Origin of the sequence: Pseudomonas sp. GM79 (assembly GCF_000282495.1) — a bacterium.
Lineage (GTDB): Bacteria > Pseudomonadota > Gammaproteobacteria > Pseudomonadales > Pseudomonadaceae > Aquipseudomonas.
In genome coordinates, this window is sequence record NZ_AKJE01000085.1 from 1 (window position 1) to 24,610 (window position 24,610).

A 24,610-nucleotide genomic window follows, 5' to 3' on the forward strand; every position below is an offset into this window, starting at 1 on the left:
ACCGGTCACGCTGCCGCCGGCCGTGGTCGCCTCGCCGGTCACGTCGCCCGTACCACCGGCAATGCCATTGGCCAGGCCGTCCTCGTCGACGGTTCCCGCCACGGCGGTTCCGGCCGCCGCCGGGCCGTCGTCCTCGAAGATCATTTTGGAGCCGATTTCGGTTTTCGAAATAGAGGCCTGGACCAGCGTGAAACCACCGATATCAAAATCGGCGTGGGCAGTGCCCTTGGCGTCGAGGGCCGCCCCGTTCTGGATGAGCACGCGGTTGTGGTCCGTTGTGGTGGTGTATTCAATCTGATAGCCGGCTTTAACGCCGGTGATGGTTGCAACCCCACCAGAAAAGGTGATGCTAATGGCCGGATCATTCACCGATCCGTTTGAGTTCTCGATCACCACCCCGGCGCTGTTGAAGACGCGAACATTGGTGATGGCAACCGGCGTATCACCCGCATAGCCGTCGATGAAAGCCGCGCCAGATTCAACAGCGGTGCTGAATGCGCTGATTTTTACCACAGCACTCTTGCCGCTTTGCAACTGCACGACGTCGAAATTGGCCATCTTCGCATTGAAGACGCCGGTAAAGTCGATGTTGGATTCAACATCTGCTTCGTTCTGATCCAGGTTAGGAATGGTCATATCCTGCCTGGCACCTGTGACGAACGAATAACGGATGCCTTCCTGTTCCGTAATCATCTGGCTGTTGGTGCCGAAGGTGGTAGGGCCACCCGCCTGGCTGGTATTGATCGTGTCGCCAGTCGTTATACTGGCGCCAGTTGACTGATTCGCCGGATCCTTGCCGGTGGCGATGATGACGGGATCCGTGATCCGCAAGACACCATCGACAGTTGCAGTTGCAGGGTTCGCTTTGGTGAACATCAGGAACAGGTTCTGCCCGGAGGGGGCATTGGCCAAACTGAATTCCAGGTCCTGACTGGCTCCGATGAACACCTTATTCAGCAGATTGAGCGAATCATCGGGGTTCGTCGCATTTGGATGCTTGAGCGGTTGGTATTCCACGGTCCAGATCTTGCCGCCCGAGACCGGTGATCCGGTTTCTTCGATGTAGGCCGCGAACACGATCGCGCCGGTCGAGCCACCGGCCCGGCCCAGAACGATGTTGTCGTTGTTCGCATCCGTGTAGAGAAGGATGCTGGTGCCATTGAGGGTAAACAGTCCGCTGTCCAGACCATTGAGTGGTGCGCCGGCGCTGTCGACGAAGCTGATATTGGTAATGGTGGCTCCGGGGTCAGCGGTGACGGTGAACGCATTGCTGCCTGTGTTGCCCACGGCACCGGTATAGCCACTCAACGCTGCCCCCGTTGCGGTACCAGCACCCAGTGCGGTCAAACGGGTAGCGAAGGTCGAGGGCAGGGAGGTCACCAGTATGTCGTTGTCGTCAGCGTCTCCCGTAGGAGTTGGCGTGGCGGTGATATTCTGTAACCCGGACGTTTCGTCCAGCGAAACGTTCGCGCCGCTCCCGACCACGCTCAGAGCACTGGTCAGCGATGAGTTTTGTTCTTGGATAGTCATTACGTTTACCTGGGCAGTTGCGGTCATCTAGGCCTGACCGTTGACCTTTGGTCGCAACTATGGATAAGCGCCAGAGATCGCGCATCGGCGGATACTCCCAGACGGGCTGGGAGTTTCGGACTACTCGGGAGGGGAGACGGGAAGAAGCGAGAGGGCGCGGCGTGGCAGCGATCCATGAACAACAGGTCATCATGCCGGGGGAAATTGGCGGTGAATCGAATGCCGGATGACTTCGTTCCGCCCAAGTAAACACTCAGCCCTTTACCGAGCGCTGGCCCTCGGTAAAGGGTTTTGATGGCTCACAACGACGTTCTGACCACCAATGGACAATCAACGGGTTGGGCACCCTCTACCTCAAGGGACTCGATCAGGTGCCGGGCCGCATTGCGACCGATCTCGTAGTACGGCAGTTGCACCGTGGTCAGCGGCGGGATGAACAGTTCGGCGATGCCGATCATGTTGTCATAGCCGAGCACGGCGACATCGGCGGGAATTTTCAGGCCTCGACCCAACAACAGCTGATAGGCACAAAAGGCAATCCGGTCGTTGCCACAGATCAGGATGTCGAATTGCGGGCGACCCTCGATGATGTGCCGGTCGAGGATGGCTGCGGTTTCACCATAGGCGTCATGATCGGAAAGGTCGTATTGCAGGAGTGCCTCAGGCGCAAGGCCAAATGCCTGGCAGGCACGCTGCAGACCTTTTTGTCGCAAGCCCCAGGCAAGGCTCTGTTTGGGCAGATTGATGCACAGAGGGCGCCGATAGCCTTGGCTCAACGCGTGATGTACGGCTCGATACTGCCCCGTTTCGTCATCGGGCACATAACTGACCAGGCGACTGTCATCTGCCAGGCAATTGGCGAGCACCAGGGGTTTGCTCTTCAAGCGTTCGGGAATGCACACCTGGCGAAACCCCATGGCGCTGAAGATCAACCCGTCAGGACGGTGCGACAGCATCAGGTCAATGTTCTGGTCGGTTGGCGGGTTGCTCAGCAGGTTGAGGATGAACACATTCCAGCCCGCCTGCTGCGCGGTCTGTTCGATGGACAGCAACAACTCGACCGCGAACGGTGTGGTCGCGGTGTCCAGTGCGAACACTCCGATGGTGCGTGACTGGAGGTTGTCGCCGCGCATCTTGCGCGCCGACAGGCTCGGTACGAATTGCAGTTCGTCAATGGCGCGACGCACCCGCTGAAGGGTTTCGGGGCTCAGTTTTTCCGGATTATTGAGCGCTCGAGAAACCGTCATCAGGGACACGCCGGCCAGCTGTGCAACGTCTTTCACTGAAGTCATGCGAGGCGAGGCCGGTCAGGTTGACGCAGGATCATGACACAGGGCCCGGGTTTCCCGCGACTCGAATGACGCCGCTCACAGCCATCCCGAGGCCAGAGGCCATGCCTTGGGAATCGAGACACGGCCGCCACCCCCATTGGCAAACAGCTTCACGCCCAGGCTGTCGGGCCGTGGATAGAGCCGACTGCTGAGGCTGAAGCGCCCGTTTTCGTCGAACACCTCGATGGACGAACGATCGAGAAATACGCGCAGTTCCAGTCGCTCTTGTGTCGGGTCTATCGACACGCTGCGCTGACCGGTGACTTGCGCACCCGCGCGGCTGCGGTCAAGCACCAGACGCTGCAGCGACGCATCGTAGTAAAGCAGGGTTTCTTCTTGGCCATCGTCGCTGCAACGCAAGGCGATTCCGAGGTGGCCGCTGGTGCAGCCGTGCAAATCCAGATGCACATGGATTTCGAGCATCTCGCCATTCACTTCCGGCACGTACCGGGTTCCCGATTCATCCCACCAAGGCACGCCCGGCAATGGCGCCATGCGCAGAGCGGTGAGCTCCCGTGCCGGATACACGCAAAGGCGATCGGCGTGCAGTTCAAGTTCGCGCGGCACACCGAGCATGCCGCACCAATGATGGGCCTGGCTCGGCATCGGGCTTTCCCACATGTCGAGCCATGCCCACACAAGGCGCCGGCCATCGGCGGCCAGAAGCGTTTGCGCGGCATAGAAATCGTGGCCGTTATCCAGCTCGATAAAAGGCCCGCCGGTGAAGTGCCATTGACTGTCGAGTCGGCCCACTCGATAACCGGTCTGGTACTTGTTGAGCCGTTCGTAACCCTCGGGTTGCATCCCCTGAGGGGAGTACAGCAGCACATCGCGCCCGTTCAGCCGGAACAGGTCCGGGCACTCCCACATATAGCCATCGCCCTCGCTGCCGCTGGACACATAGTCGAGGAATTCCCAGCTATGCAGATCCGTGGAACGGTACAGCGGCAGCAACGGCACATCGCCCAGACGCGCGCCGGCAATCAGATACCAGCAGTCATCCTCCTGCCATACCTTGGGGTCGCGAAAGTGCATGATCGTGTCTTGCGGCGCGGTGTCGATAACGGCGCCATGCTTGACGAACCGGGTGCCGTCGGTGCTGGTGGCCAGGCACTGGACTTGACGGATGTAGCGTTCGTCACCCACGTCCCCCAGCCAGGTGTGCCCGGTGTAGATCAGTGCCAGGGTATCCCCGCACACCACGGCGCTACCGGAAAAACAACCGTCACGGTCGAAGTCATCGCCGGGCGCCAGCGCAATGGGCAGGTGCTGCCAGTGGACCAGATCGGCGCTCTTGGCGTGCCCCCAATACATCGGGCCCCATTTCGCGTCGAAGGGGTGGTGTTGGTAGAACACATGGTATTCGCCACGAAAGTACACCACCCCGTTAGGGTCGTTCATCCAGCCCGCGGGAGGGGCAAGATGATAACCGGGTCGATAATCATCGGTGACGCGAGACAGGCCGTCACTCAGCGCATGCTGCGCAATCTCAAGGGCAGCGGACATTGGAACACTCATGGAATTCAAAGACACAGTCATAGGGCGCTTGCTCGTGCCGAGCGCAAAGGGACGCCAGCCGGCAGCGTTTCAATGGCGTGTGGGTGACGGCTCAAGGCCACGCCGTCGGCGTCGAACAGGTGCAGGTTGTCGATGCCCAGCAGCAGCTCAACCCGATCGCCTGCCTGCCATCCGGCGCTGACCTCGCAACGACAGATCAGTGGCTCGTCCTGACCTGTCTCGAGGTGCACATAGGTTTCGCTGCCCAGGTATTCGACCGCGGTCACCACAACGCTGGCGGTTCCATCCGCCGCTTTGAGCGACACGTGTTCCGGGCGAATCCCCAGGCTCAGCGGCGTGCCTGCCGCCAGGTTCGAGCTGTCGAAGGGCAGGGATGTGATACCCCAAACGAGGGTGTCGACCAGGCTGGTTTCGCCTGGCGTCTGCAGGCGCGCCGACAGAAAATTCATTCTGGGCGAACCGAGAAAACCGGCGACAAAGCGGCTGGCCGGGCGCTCATAGAGTTCGCGCGGTGAACCGACCTGTTCTACACGACCGCCATTGAGCACGACAATTTTGTCGGCCAGGGTCATCGCTTCAACCTGATCGTGGGTGACGTAGATCATGGTCGAGCCGAGTCGATCATGCAGTCGGGCGATTTCGTTGCGCATCTGCACCCGCAAGGATGCATCCAGGTTGGAAAGCGGTTCGTCGAACAACAGAATGTCCGGTTCCCGCGCCATGGCTCTGCCCATGGCCACACGCTGACGCTGCCCTCCGGACAGTTCCTTTGGCTTGCGTTGCAGCAGTTTGTCCAACTGCAGGATTTGCGCAGTTTTCAGCACGCGCTCGCGCAGGCTGGCCTTGTCCGTCTTGGCCAGTTTGAGACCAAAACTGATGTTGTCGTAGACGCTCATGTGCGGGTACAGCGCATAAGACTGAAACACCATGCCGACGCCACGCTCGCGCGGCTCCAGGTCGTTGACCCGACGCCCGTCGATCAGCAGGTCGCCGCCGCAGATCGAGTCCAGGCCGGCGATCAGTCGCAGCAGGGTCGATTTTCCGCAGCCCGAAGGGCCGACGAATACCACGAATTCACCCGCCGCGATTTCCAGGCTGACGTCGCGAAGAATACGCATGCCGCCCAATTGCTTGTTTACGTTGTCCAGTTTCAATTTGATCACGATGCTGTTCCTTGTCTTTGTTGGGCATCAACCCTTTAACGCGCCGGCAGTGAGACCGGAAACGATTCGGCGCTGGAAGATCAGCACCAGAATCACCAGTGGGACGGTGACCACCACCGATGCAGCCATCAACAACCCCCAAGGCAGCTCATGGGGGCTGCCGCCGGAAATCAAGGCGATGGCGACCGGCACCGTGCGTTGGGTGTCGGTGAGGGTGAAGGTCAGGGCAAACAGGAACTCGTTCCACGCGGCGATGAAAGCCAATAAGCCAGTGGTGACCAGTGCGGGCCAGAGCAGCGGCAACAGCACGCGGGTCAGCGTGACCCAGGGTGAGGCGCCATCCATGATTGCCGCTTCTTCCAGTTCATGGGGCAGTTGCCCCATGAACGTGGTCAGCACCCAGACGGTGAAGGGCAGGGTGAAAATCGTGTAGCTCAGGATCAACGCCCAGGACGTGTTGTACAGGCCCAGCGCGCGGATCACTTCGAACAGCCCCGACAGCACCGCGACCTGGGGAAACATCGACACGCCAAGGACCATCATCAAGACCGTGCCACGCCCACGGAACTTCACCCGGCCCAAGGCATAGGCGGCGGTCAGGCTGAGGAACAGCGCCAATGTCACCACGCACAGCGCAACCACCAGCGAGTTGCCGATCGCCCGCAGGAATGAGGCTTGATTGAGCACTGCCGCGTAATTGGAGAAGTCGGGGTTCTCGATCCAGTAACTCACCTCGAACAAGGCGCTGGACGGCTTCAGCGACGTCACGATGGCGTAGTAGAAAGGGAAGACCGCATACAGCAGCAACACCCCGATCAGGCACCAGAACCCGAGGCGCAACAGGGCTTTTTTCAGTAGGCGCAGGTTCATGACCGGACCTCCAGTTGACGGCGTCCGAGGTAGAGATAAAGCAGGGCGATGACCGCAACCACCAGAAACAGCAGCGTTGAGGCCGCGCTGCCGTAACCGACGTCCTGGAACTCCACCAGGTGCTGGCGGGCATATACCGACATACTCATGGTGCTCGATGAGTTCGAGGTCAGCACATAGATCACATCGAACACCCGCAGCGAGTCGAGGATGCGGAAGATCGCCGCCACCAGCAGTGCGGGCATCAGCAGGGGAAGCGTGACACGCCAGAACACCTTCAGTGGATGAATGCCATCGACCCTGGCGGCTTCGTAGCAATCGCTTGGCAACATCTGCAAGGCGGCCAGCATCAGCAGCGTGACAAAAGGCACGGTCTTCCAGACGTCGACGATGATCACCGCCCACATCGACAGATCCGCATCGGCCGTCCAGGCCAGAGGGGCGTCAATCAGGCCCAGGCTGAGCATCAGGTGATTGATGATGCCGAACTGGTCGTTAAGCATCCATGACCAGATCTTCGCCGAGACAATGGTCGGAATCGCCCAGGGAATCAGAATCAACGCACGCACCAGAGCACGTCCGGTGAACTTGATGTTCAGCAGCAACGCCACCAGCAGCCCCAGTACGACTTCCAGTCCCACCGACACCACCGTGAAATACAAGGTGTTGCGCACCGCATTCCACCATTGCGGATCGACCAGAATGCCCGACCAGCTGGAACCGTTGTGGAACAGATAATTGCCAAAGCCTATGAAGGTTCCGCCACCGGTGTCCGCCAGGTTGGCGTCGGTCAGGCTGAACCAGAATGTGCGCAGTAGCGGCCAGGCTGCCACCAGGGCCAGACACAGCAACATCGGCGTCAGAAACAGCCAGGCGGCGCGCACTCGGCGACGTTGCACGGGCGTTTCCCTGGTAAGCAGAAGCTCATCACAGGGGGCATGGGTAGAAGAGACAGACATGGTGATTTCCTTCCTTGTGGCTTACCAGTTCCGGCGTTTGATGCGCGTGAGTTCGCTTTCCAGTTCGGCCAGCGCCTGATCGACAGGCAACTCGCCCGCCAGCACGCCATGCACTCGATCGAAGAACGCATTGGAGACCCGTGGATAGCGATCGGCAGTGATGGAGGCGGGGCGCATGACCCCATCGTTGAGAATGCTGTGCAGCTGGGCGTAATAAGGCATGGCCGCGAGCAGTTCGGGGTCTTGATACAGCGACTCGATAACCGGGTTATAGGCGCCTATCAGAGCACGATGTTTTTGCTCTTGAGCGCTGGTCAGGTAGCTCACCAGTTCTGCGGCAAGTTTTGGATGGGCGCTGTAACGCGATACCGCCAGGCCCCAGCCACCGAGGGTGGATGCATGGGTGCCGGTCTCGCCGCCGCGGGGCAGGGGAGCAACCCCGACCTTGTCTTTTACGGCACTGTCCTGGCCTTGGACCAGGGCCCAGACATACGGCCAGTTACGCATGAACAGCGCATTGCCCGACTGGAATACGCCACGGCCTTCTTCCTCGGTGTAATTGAGCACGCCGCGCGGGGAGATGTCGCCTACCCAGCTTTTCGCCAGGGTCAACGCTGTTCTTGAGGCCTGACTGTTGACCACGATGTCGCCTCGTGAATTGACCAGCCCGCCTTCCGGTTGGCTGCTGATCCACTCCAGCGCATTGCACGTCAGGCCCTCGTAGGCGCGCCCTTGAAAGATGTAACCCCACGCATTGGGGTTCCCGGCAGCGCGCTCGGCCTGTTGAATATTCCTGGCGGTAGCGGTCATTTCCTCCCAGGTCCGAGGAACCTGCTGGTTGTACTTCTCGAGCAAGTCCTTGCGGTAATACAGCAGGCCCGAGTCGGTGAACCACGGCATCGTCACCAGCCTTCCGTTTACGGTGGCGTTATCCACCTGTGCCTGGAAGTAGCCCTGGGTCGCGTTGGCGGGAAGCACCTCGCGCAGATCCAGCAGATGTTTGGCCAGCATCCCCGGCCACACCATATCGATTTGAATGATGTCGATGTCGCTGGACTGCGCACTGAGGATCTGTTGGTAGAACGACAATCGCTCGGTTGCCGAGTTAGGCGTGGAAACCACCTCGACGTTGTTGCCGGTCTGTTTCGACCACGCCTGGACAGCCTCTTTGCAGAGTTGTAACTCCGCACCCACCGCCCCGCACGAGATCGTTAAATCGGCTGCGCTCGAGAGGGATGGAAGCCCGGCGCAGAGGGTGAGCAGTGCTGCTGGAAGAAGAGATCTGAGCTGTTTCATAAAGCCCTCTTTATTTTTGTTTTTAGAAAAGTTAACGTTAACATCGTCAATGTAGCAGCGTATTTGCGATGAGGCATCCTTTTTTTTGTCGATTTGGGCAATCCGCGAATCACGGAAAGAAGGCTCGGCCACTGGAACAAAACAATAAAAACAAAACAGGAAATCCACATGCAGAAAGCATCAAGATGGCTACTCGCAGGCGTGCTCAGCACCTCGGCGGCGACCACTCAGGCCGCGACCCTGGAAGAGCGCATGGCTGCGTTTGAAGCCCGTGCCAGCGCGGCGGAAAAACGCGCCGCCGCAGCCGAACAGCAAACCCAGGCACTCGCCAGGGAATTGCAGCAAATCAAACTCGCCACCCCCACTTTGCAGCCGGCAGCATCCACGGCGACAGCCACAGCAGCCCCCACTCTGGACACCCGGCTGGCAAAACTCGAAGCCCGTCAGCAAAGCATGGAAAAGCAAGACAGTAGCGGACACCTGACTGACGGTTTCAGCTTCAAGGGCTACGCCCGCTCCGGATTGCTGATCAACGATGGGCTGGGTGGTGGTCGTGGCGGCCCTTACACAACGCCTGCCGGTTCAGTCGGTGGTGCCGTCGGGCGACTCGGTAACGAAGACGACACCTACATGCGCATAGACCTGTCGAAAGAGATGTATGCGCAGAACGGCACCCGATCCAAATTCACCGTGTCCATCGCCGACGGTGTGGAAAGCTCCAACGACTGGACCGCCGACGAGAGCAATCTGAACGTGCGTCAGGTGTTTACCGAGCTCGATCATCTCGCCGCCTTCAAGGGCAACTCAGTGTTCGAGAACTCCACCCTGTGGGCAGGCAAACGATTCGACAGAGACAACTTCGATATCCACTGGCTGGACTCGGACGTCGTCTATCTGGCTGGCACTGGAGGTGGAATCTACGACGTGCAGATGAACAAGAACTGGCGCTCGAATTATTCCTTGATGGGGCGTAACTATGGGGATTTCAGTGAGGGCGGTGTCAATGCCGATGTGGAAAGCTACATCCTGACCTCCAACCAGTTCTTCGATAATGGTCAGTGGCAGTGGATGTTCAATGGCATTGGCTCAAAGAAAAACGACTTTGCCACTCGCACCAATGAAGCGGGCCTGACGCCTGCGGATTCCGGCTTGCACAGCATGCTGGCCAATCATCAGAAAAACTTTTTCGGCCGCGAAGGCTTCTTTAAAACAGCGCTGCTCTACGGGCAAGGTCTGGGGGCAGAGGTCAAGAACATCGGTGCGGATGGCGAGCTGATCGACGATGCCCGCGCGCTGCGTCTGGCGCTTTACGGCGAGACACCCATTGCACCCGGCTGGCGCATAGGCCCCAGTTTGCTGGCCGAACAAAGCAAGGACAGATACGTCAAGGGTGACGACTACCGCTGGATGACGTTGAACGTGCGGTTGGCCAATGAAATCAACAGCAATTTCGAGATGGCCTACGAGATGAGCTGGCAAGCCATGGACCTCGACCCCAAGGGCTACCTGCAACGTAATGCGGTCGACGGTAACTTCTGGAAATTCACGATTGCCCCGACATTCAAACCTGACGTTGGAGACCTTCTCACTCGTCCGGAATTGCGAGTATTCGCAAGCCTGATGAACTGGTCTTCGGATCTGGACGGATACAGTTCCACAGACAACTTCGGCAAGTCGGACTTTAACGCCGGCGGTGTATGGCAGTACGGCATACAGATGGAAACCTGGTTCTGATATCTGCTTCATCTGTGTAGGAACCAGGCTTGCCGGCGAAGGTGTCTTTGAAAGCGCCTTCGCCGACAAGCCTGACGCCTACGAAGCGTTCATCAGGCGGTTCTTCCACGTTGAATCACGATGGGCGGCTCGATCAGTTCCAGTTCGAGCTCACCCGAGGCTGGCACGAATCGCGGGCCAGTGCTTTCAGGCGTTGCCCGCAACCTCCAGGTGCGCTGCACCTTCGCCAGTTTGGCGACTCCCGACCCCAGGGACCAGCGCCGGCAGACCTTCTCCAACTTGAGTGGGTAAATGGTCAGTTGGTCGCCTTTGAAGTGCATGCGCAGGAAACACTTGTGGTCGGCGATGCACTGCGAGGAAAAAACCGCCTCGCTATGTAGCCCCCAAAAGGTATTGCCCATCACCATCCAGGCTCCGAACAACAGGCCTCCCAAACTGCCGCCGAGCACCAGCGTCTCCGCCAGGAACAACACAACCTGGTGCAGGTTTTCAACCTCCAACTGCAGGTAGTGGATGTTGACACGGCCCATCAGCCACAGCAGTCCGATCGCCAGTCCCAGATGAAGGCCCCCGTGAACAGCTCCGATGGCATAAGCGAGCTTTCGGGTGCGCTTGACCCCGGCAGCTGAGAACACGGCACAACCCAGCACAATGATCACGGCGAACATCACCGACGAAGGACTGTGTGATAAGACCAGGAGCAGATGTCGCCAAACTTCGCTTATGTTGGGAATAGACGCTTGGAGGTCAGACAACACGTCCATCAGGCTGCGATTGCCTCGTGCCGGGTGGGGCACCGTGCTGGCGCTTTGTACCATCCAGTCAAACAGCAGGTACAAGATGGCCAGCATGGCGCAGAACGAGAGATTGCGGGTAGGTAGCCGCCATGCCCGATTACGCAGTTGCTCGGAGGTCTTTTTGGCCGGGTAGACCGCCGCCAGCTCGTAATGCTGACGGGTTCCGCCAACGTTGATCGGCTTGGGCGGATCGGGAAGGTGATGGGTGGCATTCAAGAAGGCCCCACCGCCTCCGCAGGTGATGCGCTGCGGCGCCTGGGTGCCCGCTTTTGGCTGGTAGCGCGCGTAGTGGTGTGAGTCTCCGGCCAACACTACCGCGAGGTGGTCACCCAAGAGTTCCTCGATCTCGCGCAGGCTGCGAAAGCGCGGCGTCTGGGTTTCGATCGAGGGCAAGGCCTTGCTCTCCTCGCGTGCCAGCCGTTCGGCCTCATCCACCCAACTGGGCTCGGGTGTGCAGAGGATCACGCGATCGCCTGGCTGCAATTTGGCGTGCATCTGCTGGAAGTATTGCTTCTGCTGTCGGTCGATCATGGATTCAAACTGCAGATCCAGGCCCCAGACCCACCAGCCATTGGGCAACTGCAGCACGTAGTAACCGGTGCGCTGGCGGGTTTCCCAGGCGCCGATGGGCTTCTGCTCGCAAAACAGTTGGGAGAAACCGCGCAGACCGTCATACCAATCGTGGTTGCCAGGCGTCGCCAATATCCACGGCGCACCCGGCTGCCGTACGGGCTGGGCCTGGTCACCAGGGCGCTCCTTGGGTACCGGCGCGGGAAATGCGGCGCGGTAGGGATCGAGGAAACGGGTGCGATACCCGTTGCCGGCCGGTGTGGGATAGACCTGATCGCCGCCGAGCAGCAGCACGTCGCCGCGCGGTAATGAGAGCTGGTGTTCCGGCAAGTCGGCAGCATGGCTGACACACAGTGCCATCGAGTAGGTAGAGTCCCAGCCATCGCCGGTATCGGCCAGATAATCGACCCACACGTCACCGTCGGCAACCATCTGGATGGGCGGGTTAGAGTCCCGAGGGTTGAGCATCGCCAGCACTTCGCGCGGGTCTGCGAAGGCTCCCATTGTGGTGGCAACGGCCGTTTGTAAGCCCGTGCGCATCAGCTGCAACGGGCCTAGCCAATTGACCATCGCCTCCTGGGTGTAAAGCTCGATGCGGCTATTGAGCGTGGGAGATTGGGTGGAACGGGTCATGGCGAGGGGCGGAGTGTGCGGCGTATGCACCTCTCCAGCGCGAAACTCAATCGAATGCTCCTTCATCATCCAGCCTCCATTGCTGTAACGAGTTCAGGTACCTCAAAAGGTTGATCTTTTGTCGGTCGATTCAGAATAGGTCAGTTACGCGATGGCTGCCGATTCATAGCCTGTAGGAGAGGCTGTCGTGAACGGTTCCCGAGAACGTTGCCTCTACCGGCCCGATGAGAAAGACAGGTCCCACGCCATCCCATTGAACCGTTACGGTGCCACCATCACATTCAACCTCAACGCAGTGGTCTAACAAACCACGACGAATTCCGTTAACAGCGGCGCCACAAGAGCAGGAGCCTGAACCGAGTGGAATCCCGCCCCCGCGCTCCCAAATGCGCAATCGAATGTGCTTTCGATTAATGATCTGGACGAAATGCACATTCGTTTTGAGGGGGAATAGAGGGTTGGTTTCAATGGTTGGACCGAGGGTCGCAATATCGACGGCGGTTAGATCATCGACGAAATAGGTGCAGTGCGGATTGCCCATACTGGTCGCTGCTGGGTCACCCGCCAGGGGTAAAACAGCCGTATCCAGTTCCAGCGCCAGGGGAATTTCCGTCCAGCCGAAAAGCGGTTCTCCCATGTTGACGGAAATCGCACCGCTTGAGGTTCGCTCACACGTGAGTAGGCCACGGTTGGTTCGCAGTGTTATCGACGTAGTATTTGATTCGCGCATCAGCATATCCGCGGCCCCCCGCGTTGCGCTGCCACACGCATCCAGGGTGGAACCATCGGCATTCCAGAACATCAGGCGCGCAGCGGCATCATCGCAATTGAGCAGCACCGCGAGTTGGTTGAACCCGATTCCTCGGTGCCGATCACCCATTCGCCGGGCCATGGTGCTTGTCATTGGATTGGCCGAATTTCGCGAGTCCACGATGACGAAGTCATCGCCATTGGCGTGCATTTTATGAAAACTCAGCGGCATAAAAGGATCCTGTCGACCAGGCATGAAAGGCCACCAGCCTCAGTCGTATAGAAATGGACCCGCCAGAATAGCGGGTCCGAAAGGGGGGATCAGAGTTTCGGCATCTGTCCGATGCGCCCGAACATTTCGGTCACGATCTGCAGGTCCAGCAGGAACTGGTCGACAGTCTTGAACTCGTTGTCGTTGTGGCCGGTGTACTTGACCTCGGGCCTGGCCAGGCCGAATTGCACGCCATTGGGTAACTCATGGACCGAAGTGGCGCCGGCAGAGGTGCCGAACTTGTGTTCCATGCCGAGGTTTTCTCTGGCCACGGCCAGCAGGGCCTTGACCCATTCACCCTCAGGGTTGCGGTGCATCGGCTCGGCGATCGAGTAGTCAAAGGCCGCCGCAATGTGGGTCTTCTTGCTCCAGGTGCCAAGCTTGTCGGCGATTTCGGCCTTGAGCACTTCCGGGGATTTGCCCTTGGGCACCCGCAGGTTGACCGCGAGATTGAAGGCTTTTTCATCCATCCCGACGTAGGTCAGGGATGCGGTCAGCGGTCCCATGAAGTCATCGGAAAAGCCCACCCCCAATTTGCCACCCAGGTAGTCCAGCCCCCAGTTGTCGGCGGCGTAGCGGGCGGCGTCGGTCATGTGGTTGTGCTTGAGCGCGACCTTCCCGTCGAGACTGTTGATGAAGTCCAGCATCCTTGCCACCGGATTGATGCCTGATTCGGGCTCGGAGGAGTGGGCGGAAACGCCGGTGACCACAAGCTTGACGTCCTTGCCGACGACCTTGGCGCTCACCTCGAAGTTGCCGCCATTGCGCTTGGCATAATCGCCACCTGCCTTCTGCAGGCTGGCGGCCAATTCGGCGGGCTTGGCGGTTACCAGGGTGGCGACCGACGTCGATGGAATCTGGTTGGTTGCCAGGCCCCCCGTCATTGCAGTGATTTCGGCGCCTTTGCCCTCTGCGGCGCGCCGAGGAAAACTGGCCATGACGGTGCCGTAGCCTTTCTCGGCAATCACCACCGGGTAGCCGCCATCCAGCGCCAGGTTGTAGTTGGGCGTCGGGTTGTGTTCGAAGTAATAGGGGATGGCGTCGCCGGTGGTTTCTTCGGTGGTGTCTACCAGCAGCTTGAAATTTCTCGCCAGCGGCAGCTTCTCTTCCTTGATGATCTTCATGGCATAGAGCGCCACCACGATACCGTTCTTGTCATCCTCGGTGCCCCGGCCATACAGGCGGTCACCGACCAGAGTGACCTTGAACGGATCGAGTCGGGTGCCGTCTTTCAGGACCCAGTTCTCCGGCGTTACGGGCACCACATCGGCATGTGCGTGAATGCCTACGACTTCGTCGCCATCGCCTGCGAGGGAGATTTCATAGACGCGGTTGTCGATGTTGCGAAAATTCAGGTTGAACGCTTGGGCGAGGCCCTTGAGCTTGTCGGCGATCTTGATGAATTCGGGATTGTCGTGCTGAGCAACGCCGTCCACCCGGAAGGTCGGGATTGCCACCAGCTCGCGCAGGGTCTCGGTGGCCGCGTTGCCGTATTTCACCCGTGCATAGAGGCCAAGTAGGCGATGAATCTCGTTCTGTTGTTCAGCGGTAAGCGGCTTGTTGCCCTGGAAGGCACTGATTGCCGGGCCGAGATCACTAGCGTGGGCAAGGTCGCTCTTGGCCAGGCGTCCCAGGAATTGCCTGAAATCGGTGACCGATGTGTCACTGAAAGTCTTGAGGATGGTCGCGCTCTGTTGCGGGGTGATGTTGGCGTGCGCTGACGTGGTGAACGACGAAAGGCTGGCCAGCATCAGGGTTGTCGCAGCCAGGTGCTTGAGTGAGAAATCCATTGTTGGGGGCATTCCTTTGCAGGCAGGTTGTAAGAAATATCTGGTTGATGAGTCAGAAACGTTTCCAAACTAACACCACGAGGGAGTGGTACGGGAGTCCCTGGAGGGGGATCTGTCGCACAAAAATGCAAAAGCGACGCAGAAACGAAAAAAACCGGGAAGGTTCCCTAGGTTGTTCATTTAAGAAAGTCTTGAGTCAGTAGAGAACCCTGTGGCGAGTGAGCTTGCTCCCGCTTGAGTGCGTAGCACTCACAAAAATCGGCGATTGTTGTCAGATTTTTGGGGCCGCTCCGCAGCCCAGCGCGAGCAAGCTCGCTCGCCACAAAAATAGGGTTCTACCAATGCAACTCGAAGGTATTCTTAGCGCCCGGCTGGATGCTGCTGCCCACGCACGCGCACTCGCGAGAAAGGGTGTCGTGCAGCCATTGACGGTCATCCCCTTCGGCGCGACAGATGCGAAAGCCACGCAAGTGAGTGGGGATCAGGTCCAGCGACTGCAGGTGCCCGTTCGGGTCCAGCGAGGCAAAGTACAGAAGCCCCAAGTCGCCGCGAAAGGTTGTGTGGCCCTCGATGCCTTCGTAATCGTTCAGCAGATCACCGCAGCCATAGAAAATCAGATGTTCGCGGTACACCTCGATGCCCTTGATGTGGTGTGAGGAATGTCCATGCACTACGTCAACGCCGGCTTCGTCGATCAAGGCATGGGCGAACCGGACCTGCTCGCGCGGGATATCGAACCCCCAGTTGCCGCCCCAGTGAATGGAGGCGACCACCAGGTCCCGCGGTTTTTTGCTCTGGAGAATCCGTTCGGCCACAGGACGCAGGCTGTGCATCGACAGATCTTCCAGACGCGCGACACCCGCGCGCCTGTCCGTGGCGGCCCAGTCCGGCGGTATGCCACTGTCAGGTGCGCCGAGGCCATACACCAACAAACGTCGCCCGCCAGGCTGCGGCAGCACGGCGGGTGCTTCGGCAGATTGCCGGTTGTGCCCGGCGCCGGCGCTGCACATGCCGTTGCTCGACAAAGTATCCAGCGTATCGGCCAGGCCGGCTGCTCCCCAGTCCAGCACATGGTTGTTGGCCAGCACGCAGCAGTCGATGCCGGCTGCGCTGATGGCCGGGAAGTTCTCCGGGCTCATGCGGTAATTGATGCCTTTTGGCTCCGGTCGTCCGCGGCGCGACACCGCTGTTTCCAGATTGATGATGCGTGCGTGTGGCTGGCGACGTTCGAACTCATCCAGCGCAGCGCCCCAGACATAGGTGAAATCGACGGGGAGGGGAATCGGGCCATTGAGTCTTTCTGCCAGCCGGACGTAAACGCCGGCATTCTTGACGTAGTCTTCGTAAAGCCGCGGATCGCCAGGATGTGGCAGTACTGAGTCGATGCCGCGGGCGGTCATGACATCGCCGGCGAGAAACAGCTTCAGAGTATCGGTAACAGCCGCCATGGCACCCTCCGGCATCAAGAGTAAGCATCTGTTTTAAAACAAATATATTTTTGTGTTGGCCTTCCCAGACGAAGAGAAAGTTGATAAATTGCCGCCCGTTCTTGCAGCGGTCCTTACAGGGCTTGTAGCGCAAGGGCACTCGCTACAGATACAGGGGCGTCGCCAAGCGGTAAGGCAGCAGGTTTTGATCCTGCCATGCGTTGGTTCGAATCCAGCCGCCCCTGCCATTTTCCTGATACTCATCCAAGTATGGCCCCGCCGACAGGCAGTGCGGGAGTCCTGGAGAGTAGTCATACAGAAAACGCCAACGCCGATCCGGCCTGGCGTTTTTTTATGCCTGCAAATCCCTCTGGGTGACGCCTTTAACATTCAACCGTGTAGCGAGCGCGGCGCCGTAGCGGCGCGCTCGCCAGTCACTCAGTGGGGCGCGCGAGGGATCGTCTTGAGCAGCTCTTCTGGGCTGATGTGGCCGACGACCTGCTGCACCACGCTGCCCGGTTGCGGCAGGTCAAGGATGTGCCCCTTCATCTTGCCGATCACGTGCATCTCGCAAGGCTTGCAGTCGAACTTCAGCGTCAGCACCTCATCACCATGCACCAGTTGCATCGGCGCGACTTTGGTACGCACGCCGGTGACGCCCTTGGCCTGTTTGGGGCAGAGGTTGAAGGAGAAACGCAGGCAGTGCTTGGTGATCATCACCGGCACCTCGCCGGTTTCCTCGTGAGCCTCATAGGCAGCGTCGATCAGCTTGACGCCGTGGCGATGATAGAAGTCGCGGGCTTTCTGGTTGTAGACGTTGGCCAGGAACGACAGGTGCGATTCCGGGTACACCGGTGGCGGATTGGTCTCGGCCTTGCGACCACCCCGTGGGAGGGCTTCGATACGGGCCGTGGTCAGCGCTTCGATGACTTCGCGGCGCAAGGCCTTGAGCTGCGAATTGGGGATGAAATACGCCTGCGGTGCATCCAGCTCAATCGCTGTGGCGTGGTACTGAGTGGTGCCCAGTTGGCCGAGCAGGTCGTGCAATTGCTCCAGCGCCTGCTCCGGCTTGTTGGCCAGACCGAATGGACCGTCCAGGGCGACACTGGCGCTGACACCTTCCTCGCTGGTGGCCGTCAGCTCCAGGCGATCCTCACGCAGGCGAGCGACCCAGGCAACACCCACCCGGCGCTCGGCGGAGGTCTTGAGCAGGGCCTGCTGCCAGTTGTGGTCGAGGTTGCGGCTCAGCGGGTGATTCGGTCGCAACTGGTGCAACCCCTTGGGCATCTCATTGGGCTCCACACGATAGCGGTAGCGCTTTTCCCCGTCCTCTTCGAACTCGCCCTTCGGCTCGGCGATGTTGGTACGCCAGCCCACGACTTCACGCTTGACCAGCACATTGAGGCCGTCGCCGTTGGACAGCGGTTCGTGGGTGACCACCAGCAGATCGCGCTTGCCGACTTTCTCCACCACGCCCACCGGCAGGCCGGTGAAGGTCGGTGTGTCGAAGGCGCCGATGTCGATCTTGCGGTCGCTGACGAAGTAGTCGGTGCTGCCACGGTGGAAGGTCTTTTCCGGATCGGGCAGGAAAAAGTGCGCGGTGCGGCCGCTGGACGCGCGGGCCAGGTCCGGGCGGTCTTCGAGGACATCGTCCAGGCGCTGGCGATACCAGGCGGTGATGTTCTTCACATAGCCCATGTCTTTGTAGCGACCCTCGATCTTGAACGAGCGCACGCCGGCTTCCACCAGCGCGCGGATGTTGGCGCTCTGGTTGTTGTCCTTCATCGACAGCAAGTGTTTTTCGTAAGCGATTACACCGCCTTTTTCGTCCTTGAGGGTGTACGGCAAGCGGCAAGCCTGGGAGCAGTCGCCACGGTTGGCGCTCCGACCAGTCTGCGCATGGGAAATATTGCACTGGCCGGAGAACGCCACGCACAGTGCGCCATGGATGAAGAATTCGATCGCCGCATCGGTTTCGTCGGCGATGGCGCGGATCTCCTGGAGGTTCAGCTCGCGGGCCAGTACCAATTGGGAGAAGCCAGCCTGGTCGAGGAACTTAGCCCGCGCCAGGGTGCGGATGTCGGTCTGGGTGCTGGCGTGCAACTCGATCGGCGGAATGTCCAGCTCCATCACGCCCAGGTCCTGGACGATCAGTGCGTCGACACCGGCGTCGTACAACTGGTGGATCAGCTTGCGGGCTGGCTCCAACTCGTTGTCGTGCAGGATCGTGTTGATGGTGGTGAAGACCCGGGCGTGGTAGCGACGGGCGAATTCCACCAATTGGGCGATATCGCTCACCTCGTTACAGGCGTTGTGGCGGGCACCGAAACTCGGGCCCCCGATGTACACGGCATCGGCGCCATGCAGGATGGCCTCGCGGGCGATGGCCACGTCGCGGGCGGGGCTGAGCAATTCCAGGTGATGTTTGGGCAGGGACATATTTTTTTAGTCGGGCTTGTCACGGTCGAGGTGCGCATTGTAGCGGCGAAATGTTTGATCGGCACCCGTATGCTGCCCGATGGCGACTGCTTACTGAGCAGGGCTGCCGGATAAAGCCGCTGCCAACGGGACTTTTTTGGCAAAAAAAATGGACCTCTTTTCAGAGGTCCATTTTTTATTTCTGGATCAGTCCGGGTTGCGCTGGAGCTGCTTGCTTCAGCGCAACGATTGCTCAGTTCTTCACCGTTTCCTCAAGAGAGAAGCGCCCCAGTGGATTCTGCTGGAAGTTTTCGATGTTCTTGCGCGAAATGTTGATGTAAGGGCTGTAGTAAAGGTCGATCCAGTTGACGTCATTTTTGGCGATCTTCTGCAGGTCGACGTACATCTGTTCACGCTTGGCCGGGGCCGCTTCAATGCGGGCAGCCGATACCAGATCCTTGACCTTGTCGTTCTTGTAGCGGGTCATGTAGTTCATGTTGGTGTCGTGGCCCAGAACGAACGTGGTCTTCTGGTCCGGGTCGAGGATGTCGTTGGTCCAGTACATCACGGACAGGTCGTAGTCACCGTCGACCAGCATCTGCCAGCTCTGGGTGGGGTCGACCTTTTGCAGGGTGGCGGTCACACCGACGGCCGCCAGTTGCTGTTGAACCAGCACGGCAATCTGCTCATCGGCTTCATTACCGGCGTTAACCACATAGTTCAGCTTCATGCCCGCTGCGCCGGCATCGATCAGCATCTGCTTGGCTTTGGCCGGGTCGAATGGACGCTTCCGGTTGTCGGCGTAGTGGTAAAGCGAGCCCTTGGGGATGTAGGAGTACGCCTCCTGACCATGGCCGAAGGTGACGGTATCGACCACCGACTTCTTGTCGATTGCCATGTCCAGTGCCTGACGGACTTCAGGCTTGGCCAGTAAGCCGTGCTCATGGTTGATCAGCAGGTGATCTTCCCGAGTGGAAGGGTCGGAGTGGATGGTCAGGTTGGGATCCTTGCGCAGCGCATCGACTCGCGAAAACGGTACGAAAATCGCCGTATCCAGCTCACCTGCCTGCACCTTGAGCATCCGGGTATTGTCGTCAGGAATAGAGATCCACTCCACGCCATCCAGGCTGACCTTGTCGGCCTGCCAGAAATTCGGGTTCTTCTCCAGCTTCACGCGGTCGCCACGCAGCCATTCCTTGACAAAAAATGCCCCTGAGACCACTGGCTCCTGAGCATAGGCATCTTCGCCCATGCGGGTCATGGCCTTCTGCGAGAGCACCGACACGGTCGGCGAGGCCAGTTGCGAGAGGAACGGTACCGACGGGGTAGTCAGGGTAACGACCAGGGTCTGTGGATCGGCCGCTTTCGCCGTGTCGATCAGTTTGTAGGCATCGCTCCACAGCGAGGCCTTGTTATCACGAGTACGCAACAGACTGAATGCCGCATCATCGGCCGTGATCGGCGAGCCGTCGGAGAATTTCGCCGCGCGCATTTTGAAGGTGTAGGTCAGACCATCGTCGGAGACTTTCCAGCTTTCAGCCAGGCCGGGTTCCATCTTGCTGCCGGCCTTGTCGACTCGGATCAGTGTGTCGTAGACATTGGAAAACACCCAGGTGTCGCGGTTTTGCGCACTTTTGATCGGGTCGAACGTGGTGCTTTCTTCGCGGCAACCGATGGTGAGTACACCCGCCGCCTGAGCAATGCCGCTGGCAAGGGTGCAAGCGGTCAATGTGGCTGCGGCGAGCAATTTCAAATGCCTGGATCTCATGGTCAAACTCCTTCTTGATGAGTACGTGGTTTTTTAAAACAGAGGCTCCTCGAGCACGCAGTCGTAACGGCGAGCGTCGAGTTGACGGGTAGGGGGCGCCACCTGGCTACAAGTGGCACGAACGTAGCGACAGCGTGGGTGAAAGGCGCAACCGGATGGCAACTGCAAAGGGCTGGGCGGTTCACCAGGCAAAGGGTCGGTGGGTAGCGCCCGGGCCGGATCGATTTCTGGAATCGACTGGATCAGCGCGGCGGTATAGGGATGTCGCGGGGAGCGAAATACTTCTTCCACCGGTCCTTCTTCGACGATCTTGCCCAGGTACATCACCGCCACCCGATCACAGAGCCGGCGAACGATCGCCAGATCATGGGCAATGAACACAATCGCCAGGTTCATGCGCTGGCGCAGCTCCAGCAGCAAGTTGATGATCTGCCCCTGGATGGACACGTCCAGCGCGGCCACGCATTCATCGGCGACGATCAGGCGCGGCTCCACGGCCAGCGCACGGGCGATCCCGACACGCTGGCATTGGCCACCGCTCAAGGCGTGTGGTTTGCGGGCGGCCAATTCGGGGCGCAGCCCAACCAAAGTCAGCAGTTCATCGACACGGGCGGCAATCAGCGATTCCGGCACCTTGCGTTGTACCCGGAGCACTTCTGCCAGGGTCTGGCCGATGCTCAGGCGTGGATTGAGGGCGGCGTAAGGGTCTTGGAAAACCATCGCCGTCTCATGACGCAGCCGCGTGATATCGACTTTCCCGGCATGGGCCATGTCGATGCCGTCGAACAGCACCTGCCCGGCGTAAATCTCGTTGAGGTGCAGGATCGCTCGCCCCAGGCTGCTTTTACCGCTGCCCGACTCGCCGACCAGCCCGAGCGTTTCACCCGCCGAGAGGGTCAGCGAGACGCCGTTGACCGCCGTCAGCCATTGTCGGTTTATGCCCATTAGACCAGTGCCCGGCGCGGCGAAGCGCACATGCAAATCCTTGACCTTGAGCAGGGTCATGAGCGGTCTCCGGCAGCCAAGGGGTAATGGCAAGCGATGCGGTGTCCATGGCTGACGGGCTGCAAACCCGGCATCAGTGTTGTGCATCGGTTGCCGATTTGCTGGCAACGCGGATTGAAGCGGCAACCCTGGGGCAGGGCGTCGAGCAGGGGCGGTTGCCCGGCGATGGTTTTGAGCAATGCGTGACCGTGACTGGTGGCCGGCTGACAGTCGATCAACCCCGCAGTGTAAGGATGGCGCGGATGGGCCAGCACCTCGTGCTTGTTGCCGTGCTCGCACAAGCGTCCGGCGTACATCACCGCAATCGAGTCGCAGGTCTGCGCAACGACCCCCAGGTCATGGGTGATCATGATGATCGACAGGCCACGCTGGTCGCGCAGATCGAGCAATAGGCGCAGGATCTGCGCTTGCACCGTGACGTCGAGGGCGGTGGTCGGTTCGTCGGCGATCAGCACGTTCGGGTTGCAACCCAGTGCCACGGCGATCATCGCTCGCTGGCGCATGCCGCCGGAAAATTCGTGAGGGTAACTGTCGATTCGCCGCTGCGGATCGGGAATGCCCACTTGCCGGAGTACGTCGATGGCCTGGGCGCGGGCCTCACGCTTGCTGGCGCCTTGGTGCAGACGAATACCTTCGCCAATCTGCTCGCCGATGCGCATCAACGGGTCGAGATGGCTGCTGGGGTTCTGGAAAATCATCCCCAATTGACGCCCACGCATGCGGCGCATGCCGGCCTCGTCCAGGCGCAACAGATTTTCCCCGGCCAGTTGCACGGCTGTGCCTTCGACACGCAGGTTCGGCGACGGCAACAGTCTCATTAAACCGCGACAAGCCATGGTCTTGCCGGAGCCGCTTTCCCCCACCAGTCCGAGCACTTCACCTTCGGCCAGATCAAAAGACAAGCGGTCCACCAGCGTCACCTCGTGCTCACCCTTGCGGGCGATAACGCTGAGCTCTTCGACCTTCAGCACAGGCGCACTCACGAGCGTTCACCCAAGTGTTCGGCAACAGCGTCGGCCAACAGGCTGAAGCCCATGGCCAGGGTGACGATCGCCAATCCCGGGAAGGTGCAGATCCACCAGGCGGAAGTAATGAAGCTCTGGCCTTCGGCGACCATCGTGCCCCACTCGGCAGTCGGTGGTTGAACCCCGAGGCCGAGGTAACTGACCGCTGCGCCGTTGAGCAATACCAGCACCGCATCGGACATGGAAAACACGATCGAACCGAACATCGCGTTCGGCAGCAGGTGCCTGAACAGAATGCGCCCATGACCGAAGCCGAGGCTTTTGGCGGCCAGGGCAAAATCGCTTTCCTTGAGTATCAGGATCTGCGAGCGGATCAAGCGTGCGTAGGACACCCAGCCCACGAGTGCCATGGCGATATAGAAACTCATCAGGCCGGGACCGAGGATCGCCATGATCGCCAGCATTAACACCAGGAACGGGAAGGCCAGGATGATATCGATCAGGCGCATACAGAACGTGTCGAAACGCCCGCCGATGTAGCCGGACAAAGCCCCGACACACGTGCCGATCAGAAACGGGAAAATCACCCCGATGACCGCCAGTTGCAAATCGATGCGGGCTGACCAGATCACTCGAGACAAAACGTCGCGGCCAAAATTGTCAGTGCCGAACGGGTGGGCCAGATGGGGCGCCAGCAAGCGAATATCAGTGTTCTGGGCGATTGGATCGAAGGGTGCGATCCAGGGCGCGAAGATCGCCAGCACCAGCCAACCGAACAGGATTGTCAGGCCCAATCCCATTGCCAATCGAGGGTTGCGCAAACCCAGGCGCAGGTTCAGTCGGGGGACCGTCGTTGCCTGGCTGCTCATCGGATTTTCACGCGTGGATCGATGGCGACTGTCACCACGTCGGCGAGAAAGTTTACCGCCACAGTGGCGCAGGCCAGCACCATCGCCACGCCCTGGACCACCATATAGTCACGGGTGAAGATGCCTCGGACCAATAACTGGCCGATCCCGGGAATGGCGAACAGACTCTCGATGACCACCGTGCCGCTGATCAGCCAGCCGATGTTCACCGCCAGCAGGTTGACGGCGGGTACGAGGGAGTTGGGCAGTACATGGCGACGAAACACCACGTTTTCGGGCAGGCCGCGAGCCCGGGCTGCAGTGACATGGTCGGCTTGTAACTCCATCAGCATGCTTGCCCTCAGGTTACGTATCAATACCGCCGATAACGCCAGGGCAATGGTCAGGCAGGGCAGGACCATGTGATGCAGTTTGTCCGGCCAGGAACGGCCGTAGCCGGAAACCGGAAACCAGCCCAGTTGTACGCTGAATAGCAGGATCAACATGATCCCCAGCCAAAATGCCGGCATGCCGAGGCCGGCGGTGGTGAACAGGCGGATCAGGTTGTCGCCCCAACCGCCCTTGTTACGGGCCGCAACGGTGGCCAGCGGCACCGCGATCAACATGGCCAGCAGCACGCTGCCAAGCACCAGAAACAACGTGGGCTCGATGCGCGTGCTGATCAGTTTCAAGGCGTCGACCTTGTACAGCAATGACTGGCCGAGATCGCCGTTGAACAGGTTTTTCAGGAAGTAGAAGTACTGCATCCACAGCGGCTGATCGAGGCCGAACTGAGCGCGCACCCTGAGCAGCCCCTCCGGCGTACTGCGCGAGCCGAGGAGGGCGCGCGCCGGGTCGCCGGGAATCGAGCGCACCAGCACAAACGTGATGAGACTGATGCCGAACAGCACCGGCAGCAGCTGCAGGGGGCGTGACAGGATGAAACGGTAACGCGACAGATTCATCG

The 24,610-nt window shown here is 59.7% G+C and carries 18 protein-coding genes and 1 tRNA gene; 2 read left to right on the forward strand and 17 right to left on the reverse strand.

The features are described from left to right. From PMI36_RS07290 to PMI36_RS07260, 7 genes are all read right to left on the reverse strand, one after another. Positions 1–1,530, reverse strand: a 1,530-nt coding sequence (locus tag PMI36_RS07290) for a DUF5801 repeats-in-toxin domain-containing protein (protein WP_032830578.1), incomplete at its 3' end; no start/stop codon positions are given. 299 nt (positions 1,531–1,829) lie between these two features. After that, positions 1,830–2,822, reverse strand: a complete 993-nt coding sequence (locus PMI36_RS07285; RefSeq protein WP_008074252.1) for a LacI family DNA-binding transcriptional regulator — start codon at positions 2,820–2,822, stop codon at positions 1,830–1,832. 75 nt (positions 2,823–2,897) lie between these two features. Next, the gene (locus PMI36_RS07280) at positions 2,898–4,400 is read right to left on the reverse strand and encodes a glycoside hydrolase family 32 protein (protein WP_081499292.1); all 1,503 of its coding nucleotides are present in this window, start codon (positions 4,398–4,400) and stop codon (positions 2,898–2,900) included. Next, positions 4,397–5,542 carry an ABC transporter ATP-binding protein gene (locus PMI36_RS07275; RefSeq protein ID WP_008074254.1) on the reverse strand — a complete coding sequence of 382 codons (1,146 nt, stop codon included), beginning with the start codon at positions 5,540–5,542 and terminating at the stop codon, positions 4,397–4,399. Before PMI36_RS07275 ends, PMI36_RS07280 begins: the two co-directional genes overlap by 4 nt. A 27-nt stretch (positions 5,543–5,569) precedes the next feature. Further along, positions 5,570–6,412: a carbohydrate ABC transporter permease gene (locus PMI36_RS07270; protein ID WP_008074255.1), complete on the reverse strand. Its 843-nt coding sequence runs from the start codon at positions 6,410–6,412 to the stop codon at positions 5,570–5,572. Continuing rightward, complete coding sequence (locus PMI36_RS07265; protein ID WP_008074257.1) at positions 6,409–7,371, reverse strand: carbohydrate ABC transporter permease; 963 nt, start codon at positions 7,369–7,371, stop codon at positions 6,409–6,411. Before PMI36_RS07265 ends, PMI36_RS07270 begins: the two co-directional genes overlap by 4 nt. A gap of 21 nt (positions 7,372–7,392) precedes the next feature. Further along, a complete protein-coding gene (locus tag PMI36_RS07260) occupies positions 7,393–8,667 on the reverse strand; it encodes an ABC transporter substrate-binding protein (protein WP_008074261.1) in 1,275 nt (424 codons plus the stop codon). A gap of 168 nt (positions 8,668–8,835) precedes the next feature. On the opposite strand from PMI36_RS07260, the gene PMI36_RS07255 reads away from it, so the two are divergent. After that, the gene (locus tag PMI36_RS07255) at positions 8,836–10,401 is read left to right on the forward strand and encodes a carbohydrate porin (protein ID WP_008074265.1); all 1,566 of its coding nucleotides are present in this window, start codon (positions 8,836–8,838) and stop codon (positions 10,399–10,401) included. 92 nt (positions 10,402–10,493) lie between these two features. Here PMI36_RS07255 and PMI36_RS07250 read toward each other — a convergent pair whose 3' ends face one another. The 4 genes from PMI36_RS07250 to PMI36_RS07235 all read right to left on the reverse strand — a co-directional run bounded on the left by PMI36_RS07250 (position 10,494) and on the right by PMI36_RS07235 (position 16,660). Continuing rightward, positions 10,494–12,467, reverse strand: coding sequence for a metallophosphoesterase (locus tag PMI36_RS07250; RefSeq protein ID WP_032830579.1), 1,974 nt, complete (start codon positions 12,465–12,467; stop codon positions 10,494–10,496). A 97-nt stretch (positions 12,468–12,564) separates the two neighbouring features. Then, entirely contained in the window at positions 12,565–13,383 is an 819-nt protein-coding gene (gene dapF / locus PMI36_RS07245; protein WP_008074267.1) for a diaminopimelate epimerase, read from the reverse strand. An 89-nt stretch (positions 13,384–13,472) separates the two neighbouring features. Beyond that, entirely contained in the window at positions 13,473–15,212 is a 1,740-nt protein-coding gene (locus PMI36_RS07240; protein ID WP_008074269.1) for a dipeptidase, read from the reverse strand. A 335-nt stretch (positions 15,213–15,547) separates the two neighbouring features. Continuing rightward, entirely contained in the window at positions 15,548–16,660 is a 1,113-nt protein-coding gene (locus PMI36_RS07235) for a CapA family protein (protein ID WP_008074271.1), read from the reverse strand. Between the two features lie 152 nt (positions 16,661–16,812). Here PMI36_RS07235 and PMI36_RS07230 point away from each other — a divergent pair. Next, a tRNA-Gln gene (locus PMI36_RS07230) sits at positions 16,813–16,887 on the forward strand. A gap of 190 nt (positions 16,888–17,077) precedes the next feature. Here the strand turns inward: PMI36_RS07230 and PMI36_RS07225 are convergent. From PMI36_RS07225 to PMI36_RS07200, 6 genes are all read right to left on the reverse strand, one after another. Next, positions 17,078–19,078: a peptidase U32 family protein gene (locus tag PMI36_RS07225; RefSeq protein WP_008074284.1), complete on the reverse strand. Its 2,001-nt coding sequence runs from the start codon at positions 19,076–19,078 to the stop codon at positions 17,078–17,080. Between the two features lie 232 nt (positions 19,079–19,310). Then, positions 19,311–20,825, reverse strand: a complete 1,515-nt coding sequence (locus tag PMI36_RS07220) for an ABC transporter substrate-binding protein (protein ID WP_008074293.1) — start codon at positions 20,823–20,825, stop codon at positions 19,311–19,313. Positions 20,826–20,858: 33 nt separating this feature from the next. Continuing rightward, a complete protein-coding gene (locus PMI36_RS07215; protein WP_008074295.1) occupies positions 20,859–21,830 on the reverse strand; it encodes an ABC transporter ATP-binding protein in 972 nt (323 codons plus the stop codon). Further along, positions 21,827–22,813, reverse strand: coding sequence for an ABC transporter ATP-binding protein (locus tag PMI36_RS07210; protein ID WP_032830580.1), 987 nt, complete (start codon positions 22,811–22,813; stop codon positions 21,827–21,829). The genes PMI36_RS07215 and PMI36_RS07210 overlap by 4 nt, the downstream gene beginning before the upstream one ends. After that, complete coding sequence (locus PMI36_RS07205; RefSeq protein ID WP_008074299.1) at positions 22,810–23,664, reverse strand: ABC transporter permease; 855 nt, start codon at positions 23,662–23,664, stop codon at positions 22,810–22,812. The genes PMI36_RS07210 and PMI36_RS07205 overlap by 4 nt, the downstream gene beginning before the upstream one ends. Beyond that, positions 23,661–24,608 carry an ABC transporter permease gene (locus tag PMI36_RS07200; protein ID WP_008074301.1) on the reverse strand — a complete coding sequence of 316 codons (948 nt, stop codon included), beginning with the start codon at positions 24,606–24,608 and terminating at the stop codon, positions 23,661–23,663. The genes PMI36_RS07205 and PMI36_RS07200 overlap by 4 nt, the downstream gene beginning before the upstream one ends. Positions 24,609–24,610: the final 2 nt, after the last annotated feature.